17 protein-coding genes are annotated in these 19005 nt (G+C 67.8%); 7 read left to right on the forward strand and 10 right to left on the reverse strand.

The window, feature by feature from the left end; all coding sequences use genetic code 11:
• Positions 1-26 precede the first annotated feature (26 nt).
• The gene (gene ubiA / locus SAZ01S_RS13610) at positions 27-959 is read right to left on the reverse strand and encodes a 4-hydroxybenzoate octaprenyltransferase (RefSeq protein ID WP_084582808.1); all 933 of its coding nucleotides are present in this window, start codon (positions 957-959) and stop codon (positions 27-29) included.
• A 114-nt stretch (positions 960-1073) separates the two neighbouring features.
• Here ubiA and SAZ01S_RS24060 point away from each other — a divergent pair, with 114 nt between their 5' ends.
• Positions 1074-1775, forward strand: coding sequence for an EF-hand domain-containing protein (locus SAZ01S_RS24060; RefSeq protein WP_084582809.1), 702 nt, complete (start codon positions 1074-1076; stop codon positions 1773-1775).
• A 235-nt stretch (positions 1776-2010) separates the two neighbouring features.
• Here SAZ01S_RS24060 and SAZ01S_RS13620 read toward each other — a convergent pair whose 3' ends face one another.
• The 9 genes from SAZ01S_RS13620 to SAZ01S_RS13660 all read right to left on the reverse strand — a co-directional run bounded on the left by SAZ01S_RS13620 (position 2011) and on the right by SAZ01S_RS13660 (position 8187).
• Complete coding sequence (locus SAZ01S_RS13620; protein WP_084582810.1) at positions 2011-2577, reverse strand: carboxymuconolactone decarboxylase family protein; 567 nt, start codon at positions 2575-2577, stop codon at positions 2011-2013.
• A gap of 103 nt (positions 2578-2680) precedes the next feature.
• The gene (locus SAZ01S_RS13625; protein ID WP_084582811.1) at positions 2681-3799 is read right to left on the reverse strand and encodes an acyltransferase family protein; all 1119 of its coding nucleotides are present in this window, start codon (positions 3797-3799) and stop codon (positions 2681-2683) included.
• 52 nt (positions 3800-3851) lie between these two features.
• A complete protein-coding gene (locus tag SAZ01S_RS13630) occupies positions 3852-4475 on the reverse strand; it encodes a MarC family protein (RefSeq protein ID WP_084582812.1) in 624 nt (207 codons plus the stop codon).
• Entirely contained in the window at positions 4472-5077 is a 606-nt protein-coding gene (locus SAZ01S_RS13635) for a Cif family virulence factor (RefSeq protein ID WP_084582813.1), read from the reverse strand. Before SAZ01S_RS13635 ends, SAZ01S_RS13630 begins: the two co-directional genes overlap by 4 nt.
• Positions 5077-5952, reverse strand: coding sequence for a bifunctional methylenetetrahydrofolate dehydrogenase/methenyltetrahydrofolate cyclohydrolase FolD (folD, locus tag SAZ01S_RS13640; protein ID WP_084582814.1), 876 nt, complete (start codon positions 5950-5952; stop codon positions 5077-5079). The genes SAZ01S_RS13635 and folD overlap by 1 nt, the downstream gene beginning before the upstream one ends.
• Positions 5942-6250, reverse strand: a complete 309-nt coding sequence (locus tag SAZ01S_RS13645; protein ID WP_084582815.1) for a DUF167 domain-containing protein — start codon at positions 6248-6250, stop codon at positions 5942-5944. The genes folD and SAZ01S_RS13645 overlap by 11 nt, the downstream gene beginning before the upstream one ends.
• 5 nt (positions 6251-6255) lie before the next feature.
• The gene (locus tag SAZ01S_RS13650) at positions 6256-6558 is read right to left on the reverse strand and encodes a YggT family protein (RefSeq protein ID WP_084582816.1); all 303 of its coding nucleotides are present in this window, start codon (positions 6556-6558) and stop codon (positions 6256-6258) included.
• 64 nt (positions 6559-6622) lie between these two features.
• The gene (gene argB, locus SAZ01S_RS13655) at positions 6623-7522 is read right to left on the reverse strand and encodes an acetylglutamate kinase (RefSeq protein WP_084582817.1); all 900 of its coding nucleotides are present in this window, start codon (positions 7520-7522) and stop codon (positions 6623-6625) included.
• A 20-nt stretch (positions 7523-7542) separates the two neighbouring features.
• A complete protein-coding gene (locus SAZ01S_RS13660) occupies positions 7543-8187 on the reverse strand; it encodes a queuosine precursor transporter (RefSeq protein WP_084582818.1) in 645 nt (214 codons plus the stop codon).
• A gap of 264 nt (positions 8188-8451) precedes the next feature.
• On the opposite strand from SAZ01S_RS13660, the gene SAZ01S_RS13665 reads away from it, so the two are divergent.
• The 6 genes from SAZ01S_RS13665 to SAZ01S_RS13690 all read left to right on the forward strand — a co-directional run bounded on the left by SAZ01S_RS13665 (position 8452) and on the right by SAZ01S_RS13690 (position 18829).
• Positions 8452-9342, forward strand: a complete 891-nt coding sequence (locus SAZ01S_RS13665; protein WP_084582819.1) for a phytanoyl-CoA dioxygenase family protein — start codon at positions 8452-8454, stop codon at positions 9340-9342.
• Between the two features lie 119 nt (positions 9343-9461).
• Complete coding sequence (locus tag SAZ01S_RS13670) at positions 9462-12296, forward strand: M16 family metallopeptidase (protein ID WP_084582820.1); 2835 nt, start codon at positions 9462-9464, stop codon at positions 12294-12296.
• A gap of 24 nt (positions 12297-12320) precedes the next feature.
• Entirely contained in the window at positions 12321-12620 is a 300-nt protein-coding gene (locus SAZ01S_RS13675; RefSeq protein ID WP_084582821.1) for a hypothetical protein, read from the forward strand.
• A gap of 267 nt (positions 12621-12887) precedes the next feature.
• Entirely contained in the window at positions 12888-15683 is a 2796-nt protein-coding gene (locus SAZ01S_RS13680) for a TonB-dependent receptor (protein WP_084582822.1), read from the forward strand.
• A complete protein-coding gene (locus tag SAZ01S_RS13685; protein WP_084582823.1) occupies positions 15683-16717 on the forward strand; it encodes a phytase in 1035 nt (344 codons plus the stop codon). The genes SAZ01S_RS13680 and SAZ01S_RS13685 overlap by 1 nt, the downstream gene beginning before the upstream one ends.
• A 48-nt stretch (positions 16718-16765) precedes the next feature.
• Entirely contained in the window at positions 16766-18829 is a 2064-nt protein-coding gene (locus SAZ01S_RS13690; RefSeq protein WP_084582824.1) for a S9 family peptidase, read from the forward strand.
• Positions 18830-19005: the final 176 nt, after the last annotated feature.

Genomic DNA, 19005 nt, shown 5'->3' on the forward strand with positions numbered 1-19005 from the left:
CGATCTAGGAGCGCGAGGCCGCAAAATCAAAGTCCGGAAAGACCCACGACCGCGCAGGCGGCGAGCATCAGCAGGCCGGCATCGCGATTGGCGCGGAAGCGGCGCAGCGCGTTGGCCCCGTCGGCGGGCCGGAGCGTGACGAGCTGCCAGCCGAGATGCACCGCCGCCGGCAGCAGCGCGAGCAGCGCCAGCGGGTCGGGGCGCACCGTCCAGAACGCCGCGCCCCACAGCGCCAGCGCGCCGGCATAGAGCAGCGCCACCCCGGTGCGCACCTGCGCCCCCATCCGCCGCGCCGAGGAGCGTACGCCGACGATCGCGTCGTCCTCCACGTCCTGCAGCGCATAGATGGTGTCATAGCCGATCACCCACAGGATCGTGCCGGCGTAGAGCCACCATTGTGCGCCCTGCCGGCTGGCGAACACCGCCTGCGGATCGCTGGCGACGAACCCGACCAACGCGCCCGATCCGAACACGATGCCGAGGAACGCCTGCGGCCACCAGGTGATGCGCTTCATGAACGGATAGGCGGCGACCACCGGCAATGTCGCCAGCGACCAGAGCTTGGCCGGCAGCGGCATCGCCAGCCACGCGCCGAGCCCGATCGCGAGCAGCGCCAGCAGCCAGCCCCAGGCCGCCCGCACCGACACCGCGCCGCTGGGCAGCGGCCGGCTGCGGGTGCGCTCCACCTGCGCGTCGAGGTCGCGGTCGACGATGTCGTTGTAGACGCAGCCGGCGCCGCGCATCGCGATCGCGCCCGCCAGCATCGCCCCGATCCGCCACCCATCGCCATTGGGCAGGCCGGCGAGCAGTGCCCCCCAGCCGCAGGGCAGGAACAGCAGCCACCAGCCGATCGGCCGGTCGAACCGGGCGAGCAGCGCATAGGGTCGCCAGCCGCGCGGCAGCAGGCCGATCAGGCCGCGATGTTCGGTATCGGGGGTGATGGGGGTAGCGCCGGTCATGCGCCGCCTGCTGCCACAAGCGGCCCCCTGCCCCCAAGCCGAAATTTTCGGGCACATTTTTGCGACAATCGCTAGCTAGCGGAACGAATCGGTTTCGGGCGGAGGGTTTTGACAATGCGGATGCTGGGTTTGGCCGGACTGTTGCTGGTGCTGGCAAGCGGCGCGCAGGCGCAGGATGGCCCGCCGCCGGGGGGACCGCGCCCGCGCGGGCTGTTCGTCAGCCCGATGGGCGAGCCGTTCCGCGGCACGATCGACGGCAAGGCACCGCAGGACGCCTGGTTCGACGCCGCCGACACCAACCATGACGGCGCCCTGACGCTCGACGAGTTCCGCGCCGATGCGATGCGCTGGTTCAAGATCCTCGACCGCAAGGGCGACGGCGAGATCGATCCCGCCGACATCGAATATTACGAGACCGTGCTCGCCCCCGAGGCGCGCGGCGGCGGCTTCGAAATGGGCGGCCCGACGATGGGCGACGACGGCCAGGTGAAGGCCGCGGACATCGGCTCCACCCGCGTGATGAGCGGCCTTGCCCGCTTCAACTATCTCGGCAGCCCCGAGCCGGTAACCGCGGCGGATACCGGCCTGAACGGCGGTGTCAGCACGATCGAGTTCCTGAGCGCGGCCAAGCGCCGCTTCGACCTGCTCGACACCAACCATGACGGCAAGATCACCAAGGCCGAGCTCCCCGAGCTCCGCACCGGCGCGATGAAGGGCCGCGGCGGGCGCGGCGGCGGCGAGGGCGGCGGCCGACGCGGCGGCGGTGGTGGTGGTCACCGCGGCCGCGGCATGGGCGGCGGCGGCATGGGTGGCTAAACGCACGCACCCTTACCCTCCCCACCGCCTACGGCGGCGGGTCAGCATCGGGTCGGCCCTGCCCCCGGCAGGGCCTGAACAGCGCGGGGCGCTGTTCACCCGATGCTCCTCTCCCGCAAGCGGTAGAGGGCTTGGGCACCACTTCCCTCTCCCGCCTGCGGGAAAGGGAGGGAGGCGCGCAGCGCCGGAAGGGTGAGGGTGACTGAGGGTAGCGGAGGGTAGCGGACGGAAGCCCCTACTCCCGCTCGGGCACCGGCACGTTGAACCCGTTGAGCGTCACCGAGACCAGGCTGTACAGCCCGACCAGATAGATCAGTTCGTTGGCACCGTGCTGGCCGAACGTATCCACCGCCAGCCGGTAGCAGGGCTCGGGCAGCACCCCGCCCTTGACCAGCGCATAGGCGACGTCGAACGCGACATTCTCCTGTTCGTCGAGGTCGCCGGGCTTGAGCCCCGCGCAGATCGCCGAGATCCGCGCCGGGGACATCTTCTCCGTCTCGGCCACCGCGACATGGGCATAAATCTCGTACGCCGCATCGAAGTGCGCGCCGGTGACGAGGATCGCGACCTGCCGCGCCGGATCGGGCAGCGTCGCCTCCATCGACATCGCCTTGGTCAGCTCCCAGATCGCGCCGCCGATCCGGGGCTCGTGCAGCCAGGGGTTCCACGGCCCCATCAGGCTGCCGTCCTCGCCCACCGCGACGAAGGCGTTGAAGTTGGACGAGATGCCGCGCTGCATGTCGTCATAAAGCGGCTTCTGGTCGTCGGAGAGCTGGTCTGGCTTCAGGAGGGGCAGGCGCATGGTCGTGCAGTCCTTCGCTGGACGCGGCGAAGATGCCGCGCTGCACAAATGCTACAGCACGCGGTTGGCTCCGGCGATCCTACGCGGGGATAGAAGGCGCCTCTCAGAGAACGCGTCGCACGCCCGGGATCGTTCGCACGGCACTGGCGACAACGAACGCACCGATGCACGCCGCTGCGGACACGCCGACGAACTTTGCCCCCGGCGCATAGGGCATCGTCGCGGCCCATCTGCTGAGGGCCACGACGACCGGCGGATGCAGGACGAACGCGCCGAAGGCGTTGGCCGCGAACCACCGCGCCACCGGACCCGATCGCCGCGCCGGTGCCGTGGCCCAGGCGAACAGCGCGAGGATCACCCCCGTCGCGACGAACGGCTCCCACATCGCATAGAAGAGCGCATTCCAGTTCCATCCGCCCTCGAAACCGCCCGAGGCGCCGTGCACCGCAATCATGATCGGCAGCGTCGCGATGGCAAGGATCGCGATCGCGAGCCAGGGGGCCGCTGCCCGCATCGCGATCCGCTCCAGCAGCCGATGCGGCGCGGCGGCAATGCCGATGACGAACAACAGGATATAGCTCGGGAAATAGCCGAGCTGCAGCCACAGCACCTCGCGACCGACCGGGATGACCAGGCGTACCGCGAACGCTACGAGACCGATCGCGATCATCGCCAGCAGCATCGCCCAGGACCGCGGCAATGCTGCCGCCGTTCGGCCATTGGCCGAGAACGCGCCCGTCGCCCGGAACAGGGCATAGGCGTGCGCAAAGATCAGCAGCGCCATCGCGAACCAGAGCGGGCCCGGGCCAAACACCCCGGCCGCAATCAACTGCGCCCAGCGCCGCAGCAGATCACTGGCATTGGCGGCATCGGCGATCGCGACGGTGAGCGGGAACAGGACGAAGAAGAAGGCCAGCAGCGGCAGCCCGAGCCGAACCCAGCGGTCTGCCAGATAGCGGCGGGCGCCCTTCCGATCGAACGAAGCCGGCGTGTAATAGCCCGCGAGCAGGAAGAAGAGCCCCATGAAATAGGACTGGTTGACCGCATTGAACATGACGAGCAGCGGGTTCGATGCGTTCGGCTCCTGCCGCCAGAACCATCCCCCTGCCCCGCCATAGACGATCGCGGTGTGGTGCAGGATGACCAGCATCGTCATCAGCACCCGCACCAGATCGATGCCGGCGTTGCGCGGTGTCGGGGCGGGTTCGGTGATCGATGCCATTGCGACGGTATGAAGCGAAACGCGCCCGTCGCCAACCGATCTGCAGGTTCCCCTACCCCGCTGCCAGCGCCGCGCGGATGCCGTCGATCACGAACTGCACCGCCAGCGCCGCGAGCAGCACGCCGAGCAGCCGCGACACTACCGCCTCGATCTTCGCGCCGACGATCCGCATGATCGGCCCCGCCGCCAGCAGCGCCAGCACGCACAGCAGCAGCACCGCGAGCATCGCCGCCAGCACCACCGCCGACTGCTCGATCCCCTTGCTCTGCGCCATCAGCAGCATCACCGAGGCGATCGAGCCCGGCCCGGCGATCATCGGCATCGCCATCGGGAAGATCGAGATGTCGACCGGATCCTCGGCCTTCACCTTCTCGGCGCGGTCCTCGCGGCGCTCAGTACGCTTCTCGAACACCATTTCCAGCGCGATCAGGAACAGCATGATGCCGCCGGCGATGCGAAAGGCGTTGAGGCTGATCCCCAGCGCGTGGAGCAGCGCCTCGCCGAACAGCGCGAAGCCGAGCAGGATGATCGAGGCGACCATCACCGCGCGCACCGCCATCGCGCGGCGATGCACGGCATTGGTCCCCGCCGTCAGCCCCGCGAAGATCGGCGCGCAGCCGGGCGGGTCGATGATGACGAAGAAAGTGACGAAGGAGGAAACGAACAGCTCGATCATTGCGTGGCGCGCACCTCATCCTGCAGCACCGGTTCGAACTGCTTTCCGTTCCAAAGTTGCACCGACAGCCGCCGCCGGTCCGGGCTCGACGCCCATTCCCACACCAGGCTGCCGTCCGCCGAGCGGCCATGGCCGCAACGGTCCGCGGGCGGACAGGGCGCGACGCCGATCTCGGCCGGCTTCGTCCCGCACGCCGCGCGCCGCACCTGAAGGATCGGCACCACCGGCCGGGGCTTCTGCAACGTATCGCCGTGATCAAGCGTCCATTTCCAGCCGCCCTCGGCCTCGCGCCGCCAGATGGTCGAGAAATAACCGCCCGAGCCGTCCGGAAGGGTCCAGCCGCCGCTGTTCACCGCCATGCTGCCGTCGCAGGCGACATAGCTGTCCGTCGCCCACCATCGCACGGACTTGGGTGGATCCTTGCGGTCCTTCAGCCAGCCTTGCGCGTTCACCGGCTCGGGCACGAACATCACCGCATCGGCCGCGGCGAAGCGCCGGAACGCGGTCCATTGCCCCTCGGCCTGCGCCGCCGCGGCGAACGCGCGCTCGGCATCGAACGCGGTTTCCGGCGCGGCCGCCTGCAGGAACAGCGCGAGCAGCATCAGATCGCGCCCTTCTCCAGCGGCACGCCCGCATTGCGGTGCGCGGCGACCAGCGTGTTGCGCAGCAGCACCGCGATCGTCATCGGGCCGACACCGCCCGGCACCGGGGTGATCGCGCCCGCGACGCTCGCCGCGCTGTCGAAGTCGACATCGCCGACCAGGCCGTCGTCGGTGCGGTTGATGCCGACATCGATCACCGTCGCGCCGGGCTTGAGCCACTCGCCCTTGACGAAGTGCGGGATGCCCACGGCAGCCACCACGATATCGGCATGCGCCAGATAATGCGGCAGGTTGCGGGTGCGCGAATGGACGATCGTCACGGTCGCGCTCGCCCTGGTGAGCAGCGCCGCCATCGGCTTGCCGACGATGTTCGAGCGGCCGATCACCACCGCGTCGAGCCCGGTCAGGTCGCCCAGCCGGTCCTCCAGCAACATCAGGCAGCCGAGCGGGGTGCAGGGCACGAAGCCGTGCAGCCCGGTGGCGAGCCGCCCGGCATTGACCGGGTGGAAGCCGTCCACGTCCTTGTCCGGGCTGATCCGCGTCAGCACCGCCTGTGCGTTGATATGGCCGGGCAGCGGCAGCTGGACGAGGATGCCGTCCACCGACGCATCGGCATTGAGCTGGTCGACCAGCGCGATCAGCGCTTCCTGGCTGGTCTCGGCGGGCAGCTTGTGCTCGAAGCTCGCCATGCCGGCCTCGCGGGTCTGCTTGCCCTTGGAGCGCACATAAACGGCGGAGGCGGGGTCCTCGCCCACCAGCACCACGGCAAGGCCGGGCACGCGCCCCGCCGCCGCTTCGAATGCAGGAACCAGGGTCGCGATGCGGGCGCGCAGGCCCGCGGCAAATGCCTTGCCGTCGATGATCTCAGCCGTCATGCCCCTCGCCATAGAGGCTGCGGGCGATCTGTTCCAGCGCCGTAGCGTTTCCGGCGATCGAAAGCCGCTTCAGCCGCGCGGTTTCGCCCGCGATCAGCGTCACGTCGCGCTTCGGCACGCCGAAGGTCTTGGCGACCAGCGGCACCAGCGCGGCATTGGCGGCACCCTCCACCGGCGGCGCGGCAAGGCGCGCGGCGAAATGCTCGTCGGTGCCGGCCGCCAGCACGTCGCGCGACGCCCGCGGCGTGACGCGCACGGCAATCTCGATTCCGGTCGCGCTCGGCCGCCAGGCAGGCATGGGTATCAGCCGGCGGTCTGGATCACCGCGGCGAGATAGGGGAGGATGTAGGAGCGCAGGATGATCAGGATCAGCAGCACCACCATCGGCGACAGGTCGAGCCCGCCGAAATCGGGCATCATCCGCCGGATCGGGCGATAGACGGGATCGGTGATCCGCTGCAGCGCCGTGTAGAGCGAGCGGACGAAGTCGTTGTGCGTGTTGATCACGTTGAACACGATCAGCCACGACAGGATGGCCTGGGCGATGATGATCCAGGTGAACACCTGCAGCAGGAACGCGACGATGCTCAGCAGCGTGAGGGACAAAGAAGGCAATTCCGTCTCCGATATGACTTGCCCGCAATATAGGCGCGGGGCTGCCGGCGAACAATCAGGCGTGGACGAGCGTGCCGACGCCCTGGCGGGTGAAGATCTCGAGCAGCATGCCGTGCGGGATGCGCCCGTCGAGGATCACTGCCGCGTCGACACCGGCGGCGACCGCGTTGACGCAGGTCTCGACCTTGGGGATCATGCCGCCCGAAATCGTGCCGTCTTCCTTGAGCGCCGCGACCCGCGCCGCATCGAGATCGGTCAGCAGGTCGCCGGACTTGCTGAGCACGCCCGGCACATCGGTGAGCAGGAAGAAGCGCTTGGCGCCGCACGCCCCGGCGATCGCGCCGGCCATGGTATCGGCGTTGATGTTGTAGGTATGTCCGTCCGCACCCAGCGCGATCGGCGAGACGACGGGGATGAAGCCCGAGGCTGCCAGCGACTGGAGGATCGCAATGTCCACCGCCACCGGCTCGCCGACGAACCCCAGGTCGACATGCCGCTCGATCCCCTGCAGCGGATCGGCCTCGGTGCGCTTGACCTTCTCGGCGCGAACCAGGCCCGCATCCTTGCCCGAAATGCCCACCGCCTTGCCGCCGGCGGCGGCGATCCAGGCGACGATTTCCTTGTTGATCGATCCGGCCAGGACCATTTCCGCGATCTCGGCGGTCGCCTTGTCGGTCACGCGCAGGCCGCCGACAAAGGTCGATTCGACGCCCAGGCGCTTGAGCATCCGCCCGATCTGCGGGCCGCCGCCATGGACGACGATCGGGTTGATCCCCACCGCCTTCAGTAACACCACGTCTTCCGCAAAGTCGCGCGCCAGCTCGGGATCGCCCATGGCGTGGCCGCCATATTTCACGACGAAGGTGGCGCCGGCATAGCGCTGCAGATAGGGCAGCGCCTCGGTGAGGGTCTCGGCCTTGGCGAGCAGCGCGGGGTGCGGGGCGTGGTCGGTCATGCGCGGCCCTTTAGAGCCGCTCAGCCCTTACGTCCATCGAGTGCGCGACCGAGCGCGACGGCGCCGGTGATCAGGAACGGCACGAGCACGATCGACAGCACCACCTTGGTGAGCATCTGGCCGCCCATCAGCGCCAGGATCGGCCGCTCGCCGAGGAAGGAGATACTGATGAACAGCACGGTATCGACGATCTGCGACACCACGCTCGCCACCATGCCGCGGAACCAGACCAGCCCGCCCGGCCCTTCCCGCCCGCGCAGCTTGTTGAAGATGAACACGTTGAGCGTCTGCGAGGTGCCGTAGGAAATGAACCCGGCGAGCATCATCCGCGCCCCCTGCCCGACGACGATCGGGAAAGCGGCAACGGCGGGGGGATACATGCCCGGATCGGTCGGCAGGATCAGCACCAATTGGATCAGCGCGGCGGACATCAGCAGCGGCACGAAGCCCAGCCGCACCAGCCCGGTGGCGATCGCCTGGCCGTGCAGCTCGGCGACCGCGCTCGACAACACGACAAGCAGCAGAAAGGCGAAGATCCCCGCCTCCACCGCGAGCGGCCCGAGTGCGACCTGCTTCACCCCCAGCACGCCGGCCATGCACACCATGCCGCCGTAGAGAATCGAAAAGACGAAGAGCGAGCGCGGAATCGCGAGCCGGGTATCCATCGGCGGTTGCTAGCGCCAAAGTCCGTTTCGGGGAAGATGGGGCGTATGCCGGAAGCGTCCCCGCCTGGGCCCCGGCGAGTCGCCGCACCGCTGTCCTTGCGATGCGTCAATCCCACGAGAATCTACGGAAGATTTGGCGGCCTGTTATCGCTTCTTTTAGGTACAGGCTCGTGCATATTCCCCGTTGCTTGCGAAAACTGACATAGGCTAATTTATGATTCTGCAGTATTGACGACCGGCACTCTGGGGAAAGGGCAAGGGGCGATGTCCGCCGACAAGCTATTGTATCGACTGATCGATCGCGCGGCGGTACGTCGCCGGCTGCTCAATTTCGGGCCGCTCAACTCCTGGTACCGGCACAGCGCCGCCCGTCGCCGCGCCAAGTTCGCCGACACGATCGCGACCAACCTTGATCCCGCCATCGCCGGCCCGCTCGAGCGGCTGCGCCACGATGCGGTCACGGTCGAACAGGCGCTGGACTGGCTGCCCGAAAGCTGGTCCTCGGCGGTCGACAAGCTGGCCAAGACCGATTTCTCGACCTGGGACTGGCCGGAGAACCGCATCGCGCTCGAAGCCGAAGAGCTGATGCAGCAGGCGCCCTGGGTCTATACGCTCGGGCTGGAACAGCGGCTGCTCGATCTGGCCGAGGCCTATCTGGGCGAGCCCTGCTATTATCTCAGCTGCGCCTTCAAGCGCGAGCCGGCGGATTCGAAGGTGGTCGGCACCCGCCAGTGGCACCTCGACATGGAAGACGATCGCATGCTGCGCGTGCTGATCTATCTCAACCCGGTCGAGCCGGGCGGCGGCGCGTTCGAATATCTGTCGCGCGACGACGCGATCGCACTCGGCAACGCGACCGGCTTCCACACCGGCTTCCGCACCGACGAGGAAGTCAACGCAGTGGTGCCGCGCGAGCGCTGGAACGCGGTGCTCGGCCCGACCGGCACGGTGATGCTGTTCGACGGCATCCGCCTGTTCCACCGCGCCGGCATCCCCGACAAGGCCGATCGCCTGTCGCTCACCCTCTCCTATTGCTCGCGCCACCCGAAGCAGCTGTACCAGTCGGCCCGCCTGCCGCGCACGCTGCGCCGCGGGCTGGTCGAGACGCTGACGCCGCGCCAGGCGGCCTGCGTGCCGCCGCCGCGCATCGGCTGAACCGCCCCAGCATCGCCATCGCACAAGGATAGGGCTCTCAACACGTTGAGGGCCCTATCTGCTGCTTGCGGTACGCCCGCGTACGGCTATGGTTCGTCCCGTAACGATCGGGACATTCCATGCGCCATTCTCCCTTGCTCTGCGGTGCCGCCCTGCTTGCGCTGACCGCGCCCCCGCTTCCCGCCGCCGCCCAGCCTCCCGCCACCCAAACGGCGCCCGCGCCGCTCGCCACGCTCGTCGATCAGGTGAAACTGCCCTACGAACAGTTCACCCTGGCGAACGGGCTGCGGGTGATCGTCCACACCGATCGCAAGGCGCCGGTCGTGGCGCTCTCGGTCTGGTACGATGTCGGCTCGAAGCATGAGCCTGCGGGCAAGACCGGCTTTGCGCACCTGTTCGAGCATCTGATGTTCAACGGCTCACAGAACGCCCCCGGCGATTTCTTCGAGCCGCTCAAGCAGGTCGGCGCGACCGATCTCAACGGCACCACCTATTTCGATCGCACCAACTATTTCGAAACCGTGCCCAGGCCGGCGCTCGAACGCGCGCTGTTCCTCGAGAGCGACCGGATGGGCTGGCTCACCCCGGCGATCACCCAGGGCGTGCTCGACGAGCAGCGCGGCGTCGTCCAGAACGAGAAGCGCCAGGGCGACAACCAGCCCTATGGCCTGATCGAATATGCGCTGTACGAGGGGCTGTTCGGCAGCGGCCCCTATGGCCATTCGGTGATCGGGTCGATGGCCGATCTCGACAAGGCGAGCGTCGCCGACGTCAAGGGCTGGTTCCACGACCATTATGGCCCCAACAACGCCGTGCTCGCGCTTTCCGGCGATATCGACGCCGCCGAGGCGAAGCCGCTGGTCGAGAAATATTTCGGCCGCATCGCCGCCGGGCCGAAGAGCGAACTGCCCAAGGTCACCATCCCCACGCTGCCGGCGGCAAAGACCGTGGTGCTGAAGGACCAGGTGCCGGCAGTCTATGTCTCGCGCAACTGGGCGATCCCCGGGCTCAACGATCCCGATGCCGCCGCGCTCGACGTGTTCGGCCAGGTGCTGGGCGGCCTCGCCAGCTCGCGCCTCGCCAATGCGCTGGTCCGCGAAGAGAAGCTGGCGGTGCAGGCCTATGCCAGTGCCGAGACCCTTTCGCAGGCCGGCACCTTCACCGTCGCCGCGATGGTGAAGCCCGGCGTCGATCCGGCGCTGGTCGAGAAGCGGATCGACGCGATCCTCGCCGACCTGATCGCCAAGGGCCCCACGGCGGACGAAGTGCGCCGCGTCGCCACCACCAATGTCGCCGGTACGATCCGCGGCCTGCAATCGACCCGCGCCCAGGCGGCGGCACTGGCCGAGGGCCTGCTCTATTCGAACGACCCCGGCTTCTTCCGCAAGCGGCTGGAGGAAGTGGCGAAGATGACCCCGGCCAAGGCGCGCGCCGCCGCTGCCAAGTGGCTGACCCGCCCCGCGCTCACCATTATCGTCGAGCCGGGTGCGCGCGAGGCCTATCAGGAGGCGGCCGCGGTCGCCCCCGCCAAGCCCGCCGCCGAGGAAGCGATCCCCAAGGGCGATCGCGGCCCGCTGCCCGACGTCGGCCCGATCCGCGACATCCGCTTCCCCGCGGTCGAGCGCACCCGCCTCGCCAATGGCGTGGAGCTGATCTACGCCCGCCAGACCGCGGTGCCGGTGACGCGCATGGTGCTGAGCTTCGATGCCGGCGCCACCGCGGATCCGGACGGTCGGCCCGGCACCCAGAACCTCACCCTGTCGCTGATGGACGAGGGCACCACCAGCCGCACTTCGATCGCCATCGCCGAGGCCAAGGAACGGCTGGGCGCGGAGATCGACAGCGGCAGCTCGGCCGATCGCACCTATCTGACGCTGGGCGTGCCGAGTGCCAATCTGGGCGGCGGCGTCGAACTGTTCTCGGACATCGTGCGCCATCCGGCCTTTGCCCCGGCGGAAGTCGAGCGGCTGCGCGCCACGACCCTGACCGCGATCCAGTTCGAGCTCAGCAGCCCGCAGGGCCTCGCCGATCGCGCGATGCCCGGGCTGCTCTACGGACCGGCCAATCCCTATGCGAAGCTGGCCAACGGCGCGGGCGATCCGGCCGTGGTCGCCAAGCTCTCGCGCGACGAGCTGATCGCCTTCCACCGCGCCTGGATCCGGCCGGACAAGGCCAAGGTCTTCGTCGTCAGCGATCTGCCGCTGGCGCAGGTCAAGGCCGCGCTCGACGCGCGCTTCGGCGACTGGAATGGCGAAGGCACCGCCGGCGCCAAGGCGTTCTCGAACAAGCCGCAACCGGCAAGCCCGCGCATCGTGCTGATCGATCGGCCGAACTCGCCCCAGTCGCTGATCCTCGCCGGGCAAATGACGCCGCTCAATCCCGCGAGCGACCTGCTCGTCGCGCTCACCGCCAACCAGGTGCTGGGCGGTGGCTTCCTGTCGCGCATCAACATGGACCTGCGCGAGGCACGGCACTGGTCGTACGGCGCCGGCGGCGGGTTCAACTGGTTCGAGCACGCCGTGCCCTATGTGGTGCATGCGCCCGTCCAGGGGGACCGCACCGGCGAATCGATCCAGTCGATCCGCGACGACGTGCGCAGCTTCCTCACCACCAACGGCGTCACCCCGGCCGAGCTCGCCCGCGAGATCGCCGGCAGCACCCGCGAGCTCGCCGGTCGATTCGAAACCGCCAATGCCGTGCTCGGCGCCATGCAGCAGAACGACATCCGCCACCGTCCGGACGATTACTACGACACGATCGCGCAAAAATATCGTGCGATGACGGCGCAGCAGCTTGACGCTGCGGCACGCGGGGCACTCGACGTCGATCGCTTCGTTTGGGTCGTGGTGGGCGAGGCCGCGAAGGTCCGCCCGCAGCTTGACAGCCTCGGCTTGCCTGTCGAGGTGATCAGCGCGGCTTCGCTGGCGGGGAAGACCCCGCCCGCGGCCAAGTAACCAGGTTAGGCAGGAGAGACCCAAATGGCGAATGTGGATGGCAGCTGGAACACCGTGACCAAGTCGCCGCTGGGCGACCAGCAGGCGACGCTCACCGTCACCAGCAACGGCGACAGCTTCACCGGCAGCTTTAACGGCGCGATGGGCCAGACCGAGATCAAGGACGGCAAGGTGAGCGGCGACACGCTCAGCTGGGCGCTCGACATTTCGGTGCCGATGCCGATGACGCTCACCTGCGAAGCGACCGTGACCGGCGATGCACTCGAAGGCACCGTCACCGCGGGCGCGTTCGGCAGCTTCCCGATCACCGGCACCCGCGCCTGATCGCAGCCGGCAGCCCCCGCCCGCAAAGGTGGGGGCTGCCGTCCTGCAAGCGCGCGGACCCGCGAAATTTCGTCCGCGCCCGTTCGCAGGTGCGGTGTCGCAATGACATTCTCTAAACGCCCGACATCGCGGCGATCGTCGTGCAGCTGGTGACACCGCAACAACGTAAAGAACTGTTGCTGTCACGAAACTGTTGCAGATTCGCAACCGAACTGACCCCAATTCAGCATACCGGCCTCAGCCGACAAAGCTGAACAGGGGGCTTTCATGATATCGACTACCAGGGCGCTGCTCGCGTCCGGCGCGTCTGCGCTTGCTTGCATCTTCGCCACCGCCGCCGCCGCGCAGACCGCGCCCGCCGCCGAGCCGCAGGATAGCGGGCCCAGCGAGATCATCGTCACCGGCGGCCGCCCGATCGCCGAATCGGAAGCGCTCGCGCTGCGCATCCAGCGCGCCTCGGATTCGCTGGTCACCGTCGCCGCCGCGGACGGGGTCGGCCGCCTGCCCGACCAGAACATCGCCCAGGCCGCCAGCCGCCTGCCCGGCATCGCGGTCGAGCGCGACCAAGGCCAGGCGCGCTACATCTCGCTGCGCGGCGCGCCCAATTACTGGACCACGCTGTCGTTCGACGGGATCACCGTCGTCAGCCCCGAGGGCCGCGATGCGCGCTTCGATTCGATCCCCTCGGCGATCGCCAGCCAGATCGTCGTCTCCAAGGCGGTGACGCCCGACATGACCGGCGAGACCGTGGCGGGCAACGTCAACGTCATCACCCGCTCGGCGTTCGACTATGCGGGCGCGCATTTCGCCGGCAAGGCGGGCTATGGCATCGCCGACCTCGGCAGCCGCAAACAATATGAAGTCTCCGCCGTCGCCTCGGACCGCTTCAAGGTCGGCGAAGGCGAGCTCGGCGTGCTGGTCTCCGGCAGCTATTTCCAGCGCGGCATGATCACCGACAATTTCGAGAATGATTACGAGCGCGTGTCGCAGGACCAGCGCCCCGGCAACGCCACCCGCTTCTGGGTGCAGGAAGCCGAGAACAAGCTGTATCGCCTCACCCGCCGCAACTGGTCGGCCTCGGGCCGGATCGACTACAAGCCCGACGATCGCAACACCATCTCGCTGCGCTCGATCTACACGATCTTCAAGGACGACGAGGCGCGCGACAATTATCGCTTCGACCTCGACGACCGGCAGAGCGATCTCGTCGCCAACACCGCCGAATGCGATCGCAGCATCAACCCGACGCCGACCACCTCGGGCTATGCCGATGTCTGCGTCGGCAACACGCCCCAGCGCGGCACGATCTACGGCATCGACATTCGCCAGCGCTCGACGCTGCGTGCCTATCGCCAGTCGATCTTCACCAACAGCATCGTCGGCGAGCATGATTTCGCGCCGGGCTGGCACCTCTCCTGGGTGGGCAACTACACCGAATCGAAGGACGATCGCTCGGTCGTCGGCGAAATCGCGTGGGACAGCCCCAACACCCGCACGCTGCGCCCCACCGTCGGCTATGACTTCAGCGATCCGAACCGCTCGCGCCTGCTGCTGTTCAACACGCTCCAGCTGAGCGGCCCGACCCGCTATTCGGCCGGCACCCGCGTCGTCGCGATCGACAGCTTCACCAAGCCGGCCTCGTCGCTGACGGTGCTCGACGCGATCGACACCACCAAGGCCTATACCGGCCGTGTCGTGCTGTCGCGCGAGGCGCGCTTCCTCGGCAGCGACGCGGTGTTCAAGGCGGGCTTCCAGTACGATCAGCGCACCAAGATCGCCGACGAGAAGCAGATCCTGGTCAACACCGCCGCCGGGCTCACCGCGGTCGGCGTGCCGGCCAACTACACCGATTTCTCGCTGAGCGATCCGTTCGCCGGCAAGATTCCAATGGATTACACTTTCCGCTATTTCGATACCGACAAGATGCGCACCGTGGCGAACGCCGCGCGCAGCCAGTTCGCCTTCACCCCCAACACCGCCAACAACTACAATGTGCGCGAGCGCGTCTATGCCGGCTATGTGATGGGCACGCTGCGCTATGACTGGGGCTCGATCCTCGGCGGCGTGCGAGTGGAGCGACTGGAGAATCGCGGCAAGGCGATCGCCACGCTCGGCACCGTCGCCGGGCCGGTCACCGCCAGCTCGAGCCAGACGCTGGCCTTCCCCAGCCTGCACATCAACTACAATGTCGACGACACGAAGAAGCTGCGCCTTTCGTTCAACTCGGGCGCCGCGCGCGCCGATTACGACCAGCTCCGCCCCAACGTGGTGATCAACGATACCAACCAGGTGATCTCGGGCGGCAACCCGGCGGTGAAGCCCGAGCGCGCCTATGGCGTCGACGGCTATTTCGAATGGTATGTCCGCCCGCAGGGCTATCTGATGGCCGGCGTCTTCTACAAGAAGGTCGAGGACGTGCTGTATCGCCAGTCGCGCACCTTCGGCTCGAACGCGCTCGACAGCAACGGCATCGATCGTTCGTCCTACACCTTCACCGGCATCACCAATGGCGGCGACGGCCGGATCTTCGGCGCCGAGGCGGCGGCGCAGCTCCAGCTCGAGCCCTGGACCGGATCGCTCGGCCTGCCGGACTGGATGGGCGGCTTCGGTATCTCGACGAACATCACCCTGAACGACAGCCAGGTCACCAAGCCCGGCCTCGCCAGCCTCAAGGTCCCCGCACGCAAGGTACGGCTGCCGGGCACTTCGGACTATGTCTACAATATCGGCGGCTATTACGAGAAATACGGCCTGTCGGTCCGCGTCCAGTACCAGCTGCGCAGCGACTGGCTCGACACGATCGCCGACGACCTGACCGATGGCGGCGACACCTATTGGGCCTCGGACGAGGAAATGGACATCTCGGCGCGCTATGCGATCAACAAGCGCTTCGAAATCTATGTCGACGCCCAGAACGTGCTCAACCAGCCGGGCCGGCGCTATTCGGATCCGGGCAACCTGCTCACCGCCACCGGCATCCCCACGCCGCGGATCAAGGCGCAGACGATCGAGTGGGAGCGCTTCGGCGCCCGCTATGCCGCCGGCTTCCGGGTGACCTTCTGATGCGGCGCGCGGGGCTTGCCACCTGCGCCGCGCTGGCGCTGGCGGGATGCGCCGCCACCGCCGAGCGTCCCGCGTTCTCGCCGCTCCCCACCGCCACCGTGGTGGCGCGCGGCGAGACGCAGGCGGTCGGCACCGCCAATGCCGATGCCGCCGACGATCCGGCGGTCTGGCGCAACCCGGCCGATCCCGCCGCCAGCCTGATCGTCGGCACCGACAAGCAGGCCGGGCTCTATGTCTATGACCTGAGCGGCAGGCAGCGTTCGTTCCTCGACGCGGGCCGGGTCAACAATGTCGACCTGCGCGACATGGGGGCGGCGGGCATCCTCGTCGCCGCCAGCGATCGCAACGACAAGCTGCAGGCGAAGCTGGACCTGTTCCGCCTCGATCCCGCCACCGCCACGCTCAGCACCCTCGGCAAATTCGCCGCCGGGGCGGGCGAAGCGTACGGCGTGTGCCTCTACCGCGACGGCGCGCATCTCTACGCGTTCAACGTCCTCAAGGACGGCACGATCACCCAGCTCGACCTCAGCAGCGGCGCCACGCCGCACATCGTCCGCACGATGAAGCTCGCCACCCAGTCCGAAGGCTGTGTCGTTGATGATCGCACCCACCGGCTCTATGTGGCGGAGGAAGATGTCGGCCTGTGGCGCTTCGATGCGCGCCCCGAGGGCAGCACCGTGCCCACCCGCATCGCCGCCGCCGACGGCCGCCAGATCGTTGCCGATGCCGAGGGCCTCGCCATCGCCGCCGAAGGGCCGGACAATGGCGGCTATCTGCTCGTCTCCAGCCAGGGCGACAATGCCTATGCGGTCTACCGCCTCGCCGACGACGCCTATGTCGGCCGCTTCCGCATCGTACCGGGCCACTTCGGCAGCACCGAGCAGACCGACGGCATCGAGCTGATCGTGGGCGATTTCGGCCCGGCCTATCCCGGCGGGCTGTTCGTCGCGCAGGACGGCATCAACCCGCCCGCGGCGCAGAACTTCAAGCTCGCCGCCTGGGCCGACATCAAGGCCGCGCTGTCCTTGCGTTGAAGCGAAGCCGGGGATTGCACCCGCGCCCCGGCTTCCTACAACGGCTCCATGACCGAAACGCCCACGCCGCCCGTCGCCGCCACCCGTCCGCACAGCTTCACCCGCCACGGCATCACCATCGAAGACCCCTGGGCCTGGCTGCGCGACCCCGGCTATCCGGAAGTGACCGACAAGGACGTGCTCGCCTATCTCAAGGCCGAGAACGCCTATTTCGACGCGATCATGGCGCCCCACAAGCCGCTCTCCGAGACGCTGTTCCAGGAGATGCGCGGCCGCATCAAGGAAGACGAGGCCAGCGTCCCCCAGAAGGACGGCGACTGGCTCTACTGGACCGATCACGAGGTCGGCGCCGAATATGCCCGCTGGTGGCGCAAGCCCGTCGCCGGCGGCGAGGACCAGCTGATCCTCGACGAGACCCCGCTCGCCGCCGGGAAGGAATATTTCCGCCTCGGCGAAATCTCGGTCAGCCCCGACGGCCGGCTGCTCGCCTATGCCTATGACGACAACGGATCGGAGCGGTTCGAAGTTAGGGTCAAGGACCTCGCCACCGGCGAACTCCTCCCCGACACCATCTCGGGCATGCTCTCCGAGATCGTGTGGACGGCGGATTCGAAGGGCTTCCTCTACGGCCTCGCCAACGAGAACTGGCGCACCGACAATGCCCGCTGGCACAAGCTGGGCGAGCCGGTCGAGCAAGACGTGGAGCTGTTCCGCGAGGCCGACGAAGGCTACCGCGTCGCCGTCGGCGAGACCCAGTCGCGCAAGTGGCTGACCATCGCCACCGGCGACCACACGACCAGCGAGGTCTGGCTGCTCCCCGCCGACAACCCCGCCGCCACGCCGATCTGCGTCGCCCCGCGCAAGCCGGGCCGCGAATATGACGTGGACGAGCATGACGGCACGCTGTTCATCCACACCAACGATACCGACACCAACTGGCGCCTCGTCACCGCGCCCGTAACCGCGCCCGGCGAATGGACCGAGCGCATTGCCCCCGCGCGCCATTTCTACATGACCGGCGTCACCTGCTTCGCCGATTTCTTCATCGTCGAGGGCCGCGAGGACGGGCTCGATCAGATCGAGCTGCACCGCTACGACCCCGCCATCCCCCCGGTGCGCCTCACCTTCCCCGAGGCGAGCTATGTCGCGGGCCTGGGCGACAACCCCGAATATGCGATCGACAAGCTGCGCCTCGGCTATGAATCTATGGTCACCCCGGGCACCGTCTACGACTATACCGTCGCCACCGGCGCACTGGAGACGCTGAAGGTCCAGGAAATCCCCAGCGGCTATGACGGCAGCAAATACCGCACCGAACGCCTGACCATCACCGCGCGCGACGGCACCGCCGTCCCCGTCTCGATCGTCTACCCGCAGGACTTCCCGCGCGACGGCACCGGCAAGCTCTATCTCTATGCGTACGGCGCCTATGGCCATGCCATCCCGCCGGGCTTCTCGACCAGCCGCATGTCGTTCCTCGATCGCGGCATGGCCTTCGCCATCGCTCATATCCGCGGCGGCGACGATCTCGGCCAGCACTGGTATCACGAGGGCAAGCTGGAGAAGCGCACCAACAGCTTCCACGATTTCGTCGACGTGGCGAAGGGGCTGATCGCGCTCGGCTATACCGCGCCGGGCCGGATCGCCATTGCCGGCCGGTCGGCGGGCGGCGAGCTGATGGGCGCGGTGGTCAATTCGAACCCCGAACTATGGGGCGCGGTGATCGCCGACGTGCCGTTCGTCGACGTGCTCAACACCATGCTCGACGAGAGCCTGCCGCTCACCCCCGGCGAGTGGCCCGAATGGGGCAATCCGATCGAGGACAAGGCGGCGTTCGAACTGATCCGCAGCTACAGCCCGTACGACAATGTGACGGCACAGGCCTATCCGCCGATGCTGATCTCGGGCGGCCTCAACGACCCGCGCGTGACCTATTGGGAGCCCGCCAAATGGGCCGCCCGCCTGCGCGCGACCAAGACCGACGACAATATCCTCCTGCTCAAGACCAATATGGGCGCCGGCCATGGCGGCAAGTCCGGGCGGTGGGAGAGCTTGCGGGAGTATGCCGACGAAATGGCGTTCGTGCTTTGGCAGTTGGGGGTGGAGGGGTAAAAACGCACGATATCAATTTCTTAGCCGGCATGGTCGGAGCGCGTCAACGCGGCGTTGAATCACCTGCACCTTTTCGGACGATTAAGCTGATTGAGCGTTGACAGTTTGGTAGGGAATAGCCATCTAAATGACCAACGAGATTAGCTCTCAGAGGTGAGAACAGCCTCCTCACACAC

Source organism: Sphingomonas azotifigens NBRC 15497, from assembly GCF_002091475.1.
In the GTDB taxonomy this organism is placed as follows: domain Bacteria; phylum Pseudomonadota; class Alphaproteobacteria; order Sphingomonadales; family Sphingomonadaceae; genus Sphingomonas; species Sphingomonas azotifigens.

Bases quoted from the DNA above. Each gene is read 5' to 3' on its own strand.
- ubiA (WP_084582808.1), bottom strand. From the start codon at position 959: ATGACCGGCGCTACCCCCATCACCCCCGATACCGAACATCGCGGCCTG.
- SAZ01S_RS24060 (WP_084582809.1), top strand. From the start codon at position 1,074: ATGCGGATGCTGGGTTTGGCCGGACTGTTGCTGGTGCTGGCAAGCGGC.
- SAZ01S_RS13620 (WP_084582810.1), bottom strand. From the start codon at position 2,577: ATGCGCCTGCCCCTCCTGAAGCCAGACCAGCTCTCCGACGACCAGAAG.
- SAZ01S_RS13625 (WP_084582811.1), bottom strand. From the start codon at position 3,799: ATGGCATCGATCACCGAACCCGCCCCGACACCGCGCAACGCCGGCATC.
- SAZ01S_RS13630 (WP_084582812.1), bottom strand. From the start codon at position 4,475: ATGATCGAGCTGTTCGTTTCCTCCTTCGTCACTTTCTTCGTCATCATC.
- SAZ01S_RS13635 (WP_084582813.1), bottom strand. From the start codon at position 5,077: ATGCTGCTCGCGCTGTTCCTGCAGGCGGCCGCGCCGGAAACCGCGTTC.
- folD (WP_084582814.1), bottom strand. From the start codon at position 5,952: ATGACGGCTGAGATCATCGACGGCAAGGCATTTGCCGCGGGCCTGCGC.
- SAZ01S_RS13645 (WP_084582815.1), bottom strand. From the start codon at position 6,250: ATGCCTGCCTGGCGGCCGAGCGCGACCGGAATCGAGATTGCCGTGCGC.
- argB (WP_084582817.1), bottom strand. From the start codon at position 7,522: ATGACCGACCACGCCCCGCACCCCGCGCTGCTCGCCAAGGCCGAGACC.
- SAZ01S_RS13660 (WP_084582818.1), bottom strand. From the start codon at position 8,187: ATGGATACCCGGCTCGCGATTCCGCGCTCGCTCTTCGTCTTTTCGATT.
- SAZ01S_RS13665 (WP_084582819.1), top strand. From the start codon at position 8,452: ATGTCCGCCGACAAGCTATTGTATCGACTGATCGATCGCGCGGCGGTA.
- SAZ01S_RS13670 (WP_084582820.1), top strand. From the start codon at position 9,462: ATGCGCCATTCTCCCTTGCTCTGCGGTGCCGCCCTGCTTGCGCTGACC.
- SAZ01S_RS13675 (WP_084582821.1), top strand. From the start codon at position 12,321: ATGGCGAATGTGGATGGCAGCTGGAACACCGTGACCAAGTCGCCGCTG.
- SAZ01S_RS13680 (WP_084582822.1), top strand. From the start codon at position 12,888: ATGATATCGACTACCAGGGCGCTGCTCGCGTCCGGCGCGTCTGCGCTT.
- SAZ01S_RS13685 (WP_084582823.1), top strand. From the start codon at position 15,683: ATGCGGCGCGCGGGGCTTGCCACCTGCGCCGCGCTGGCGCTGGCGGGA.
- SAZ01S_RS13690 (WP_084582824.1), top strand. From the start codon at position 16,766: ATGACCGAAACGCCCACGCCGCCCGTCGCCGCCACCCGTCCGCACAGC.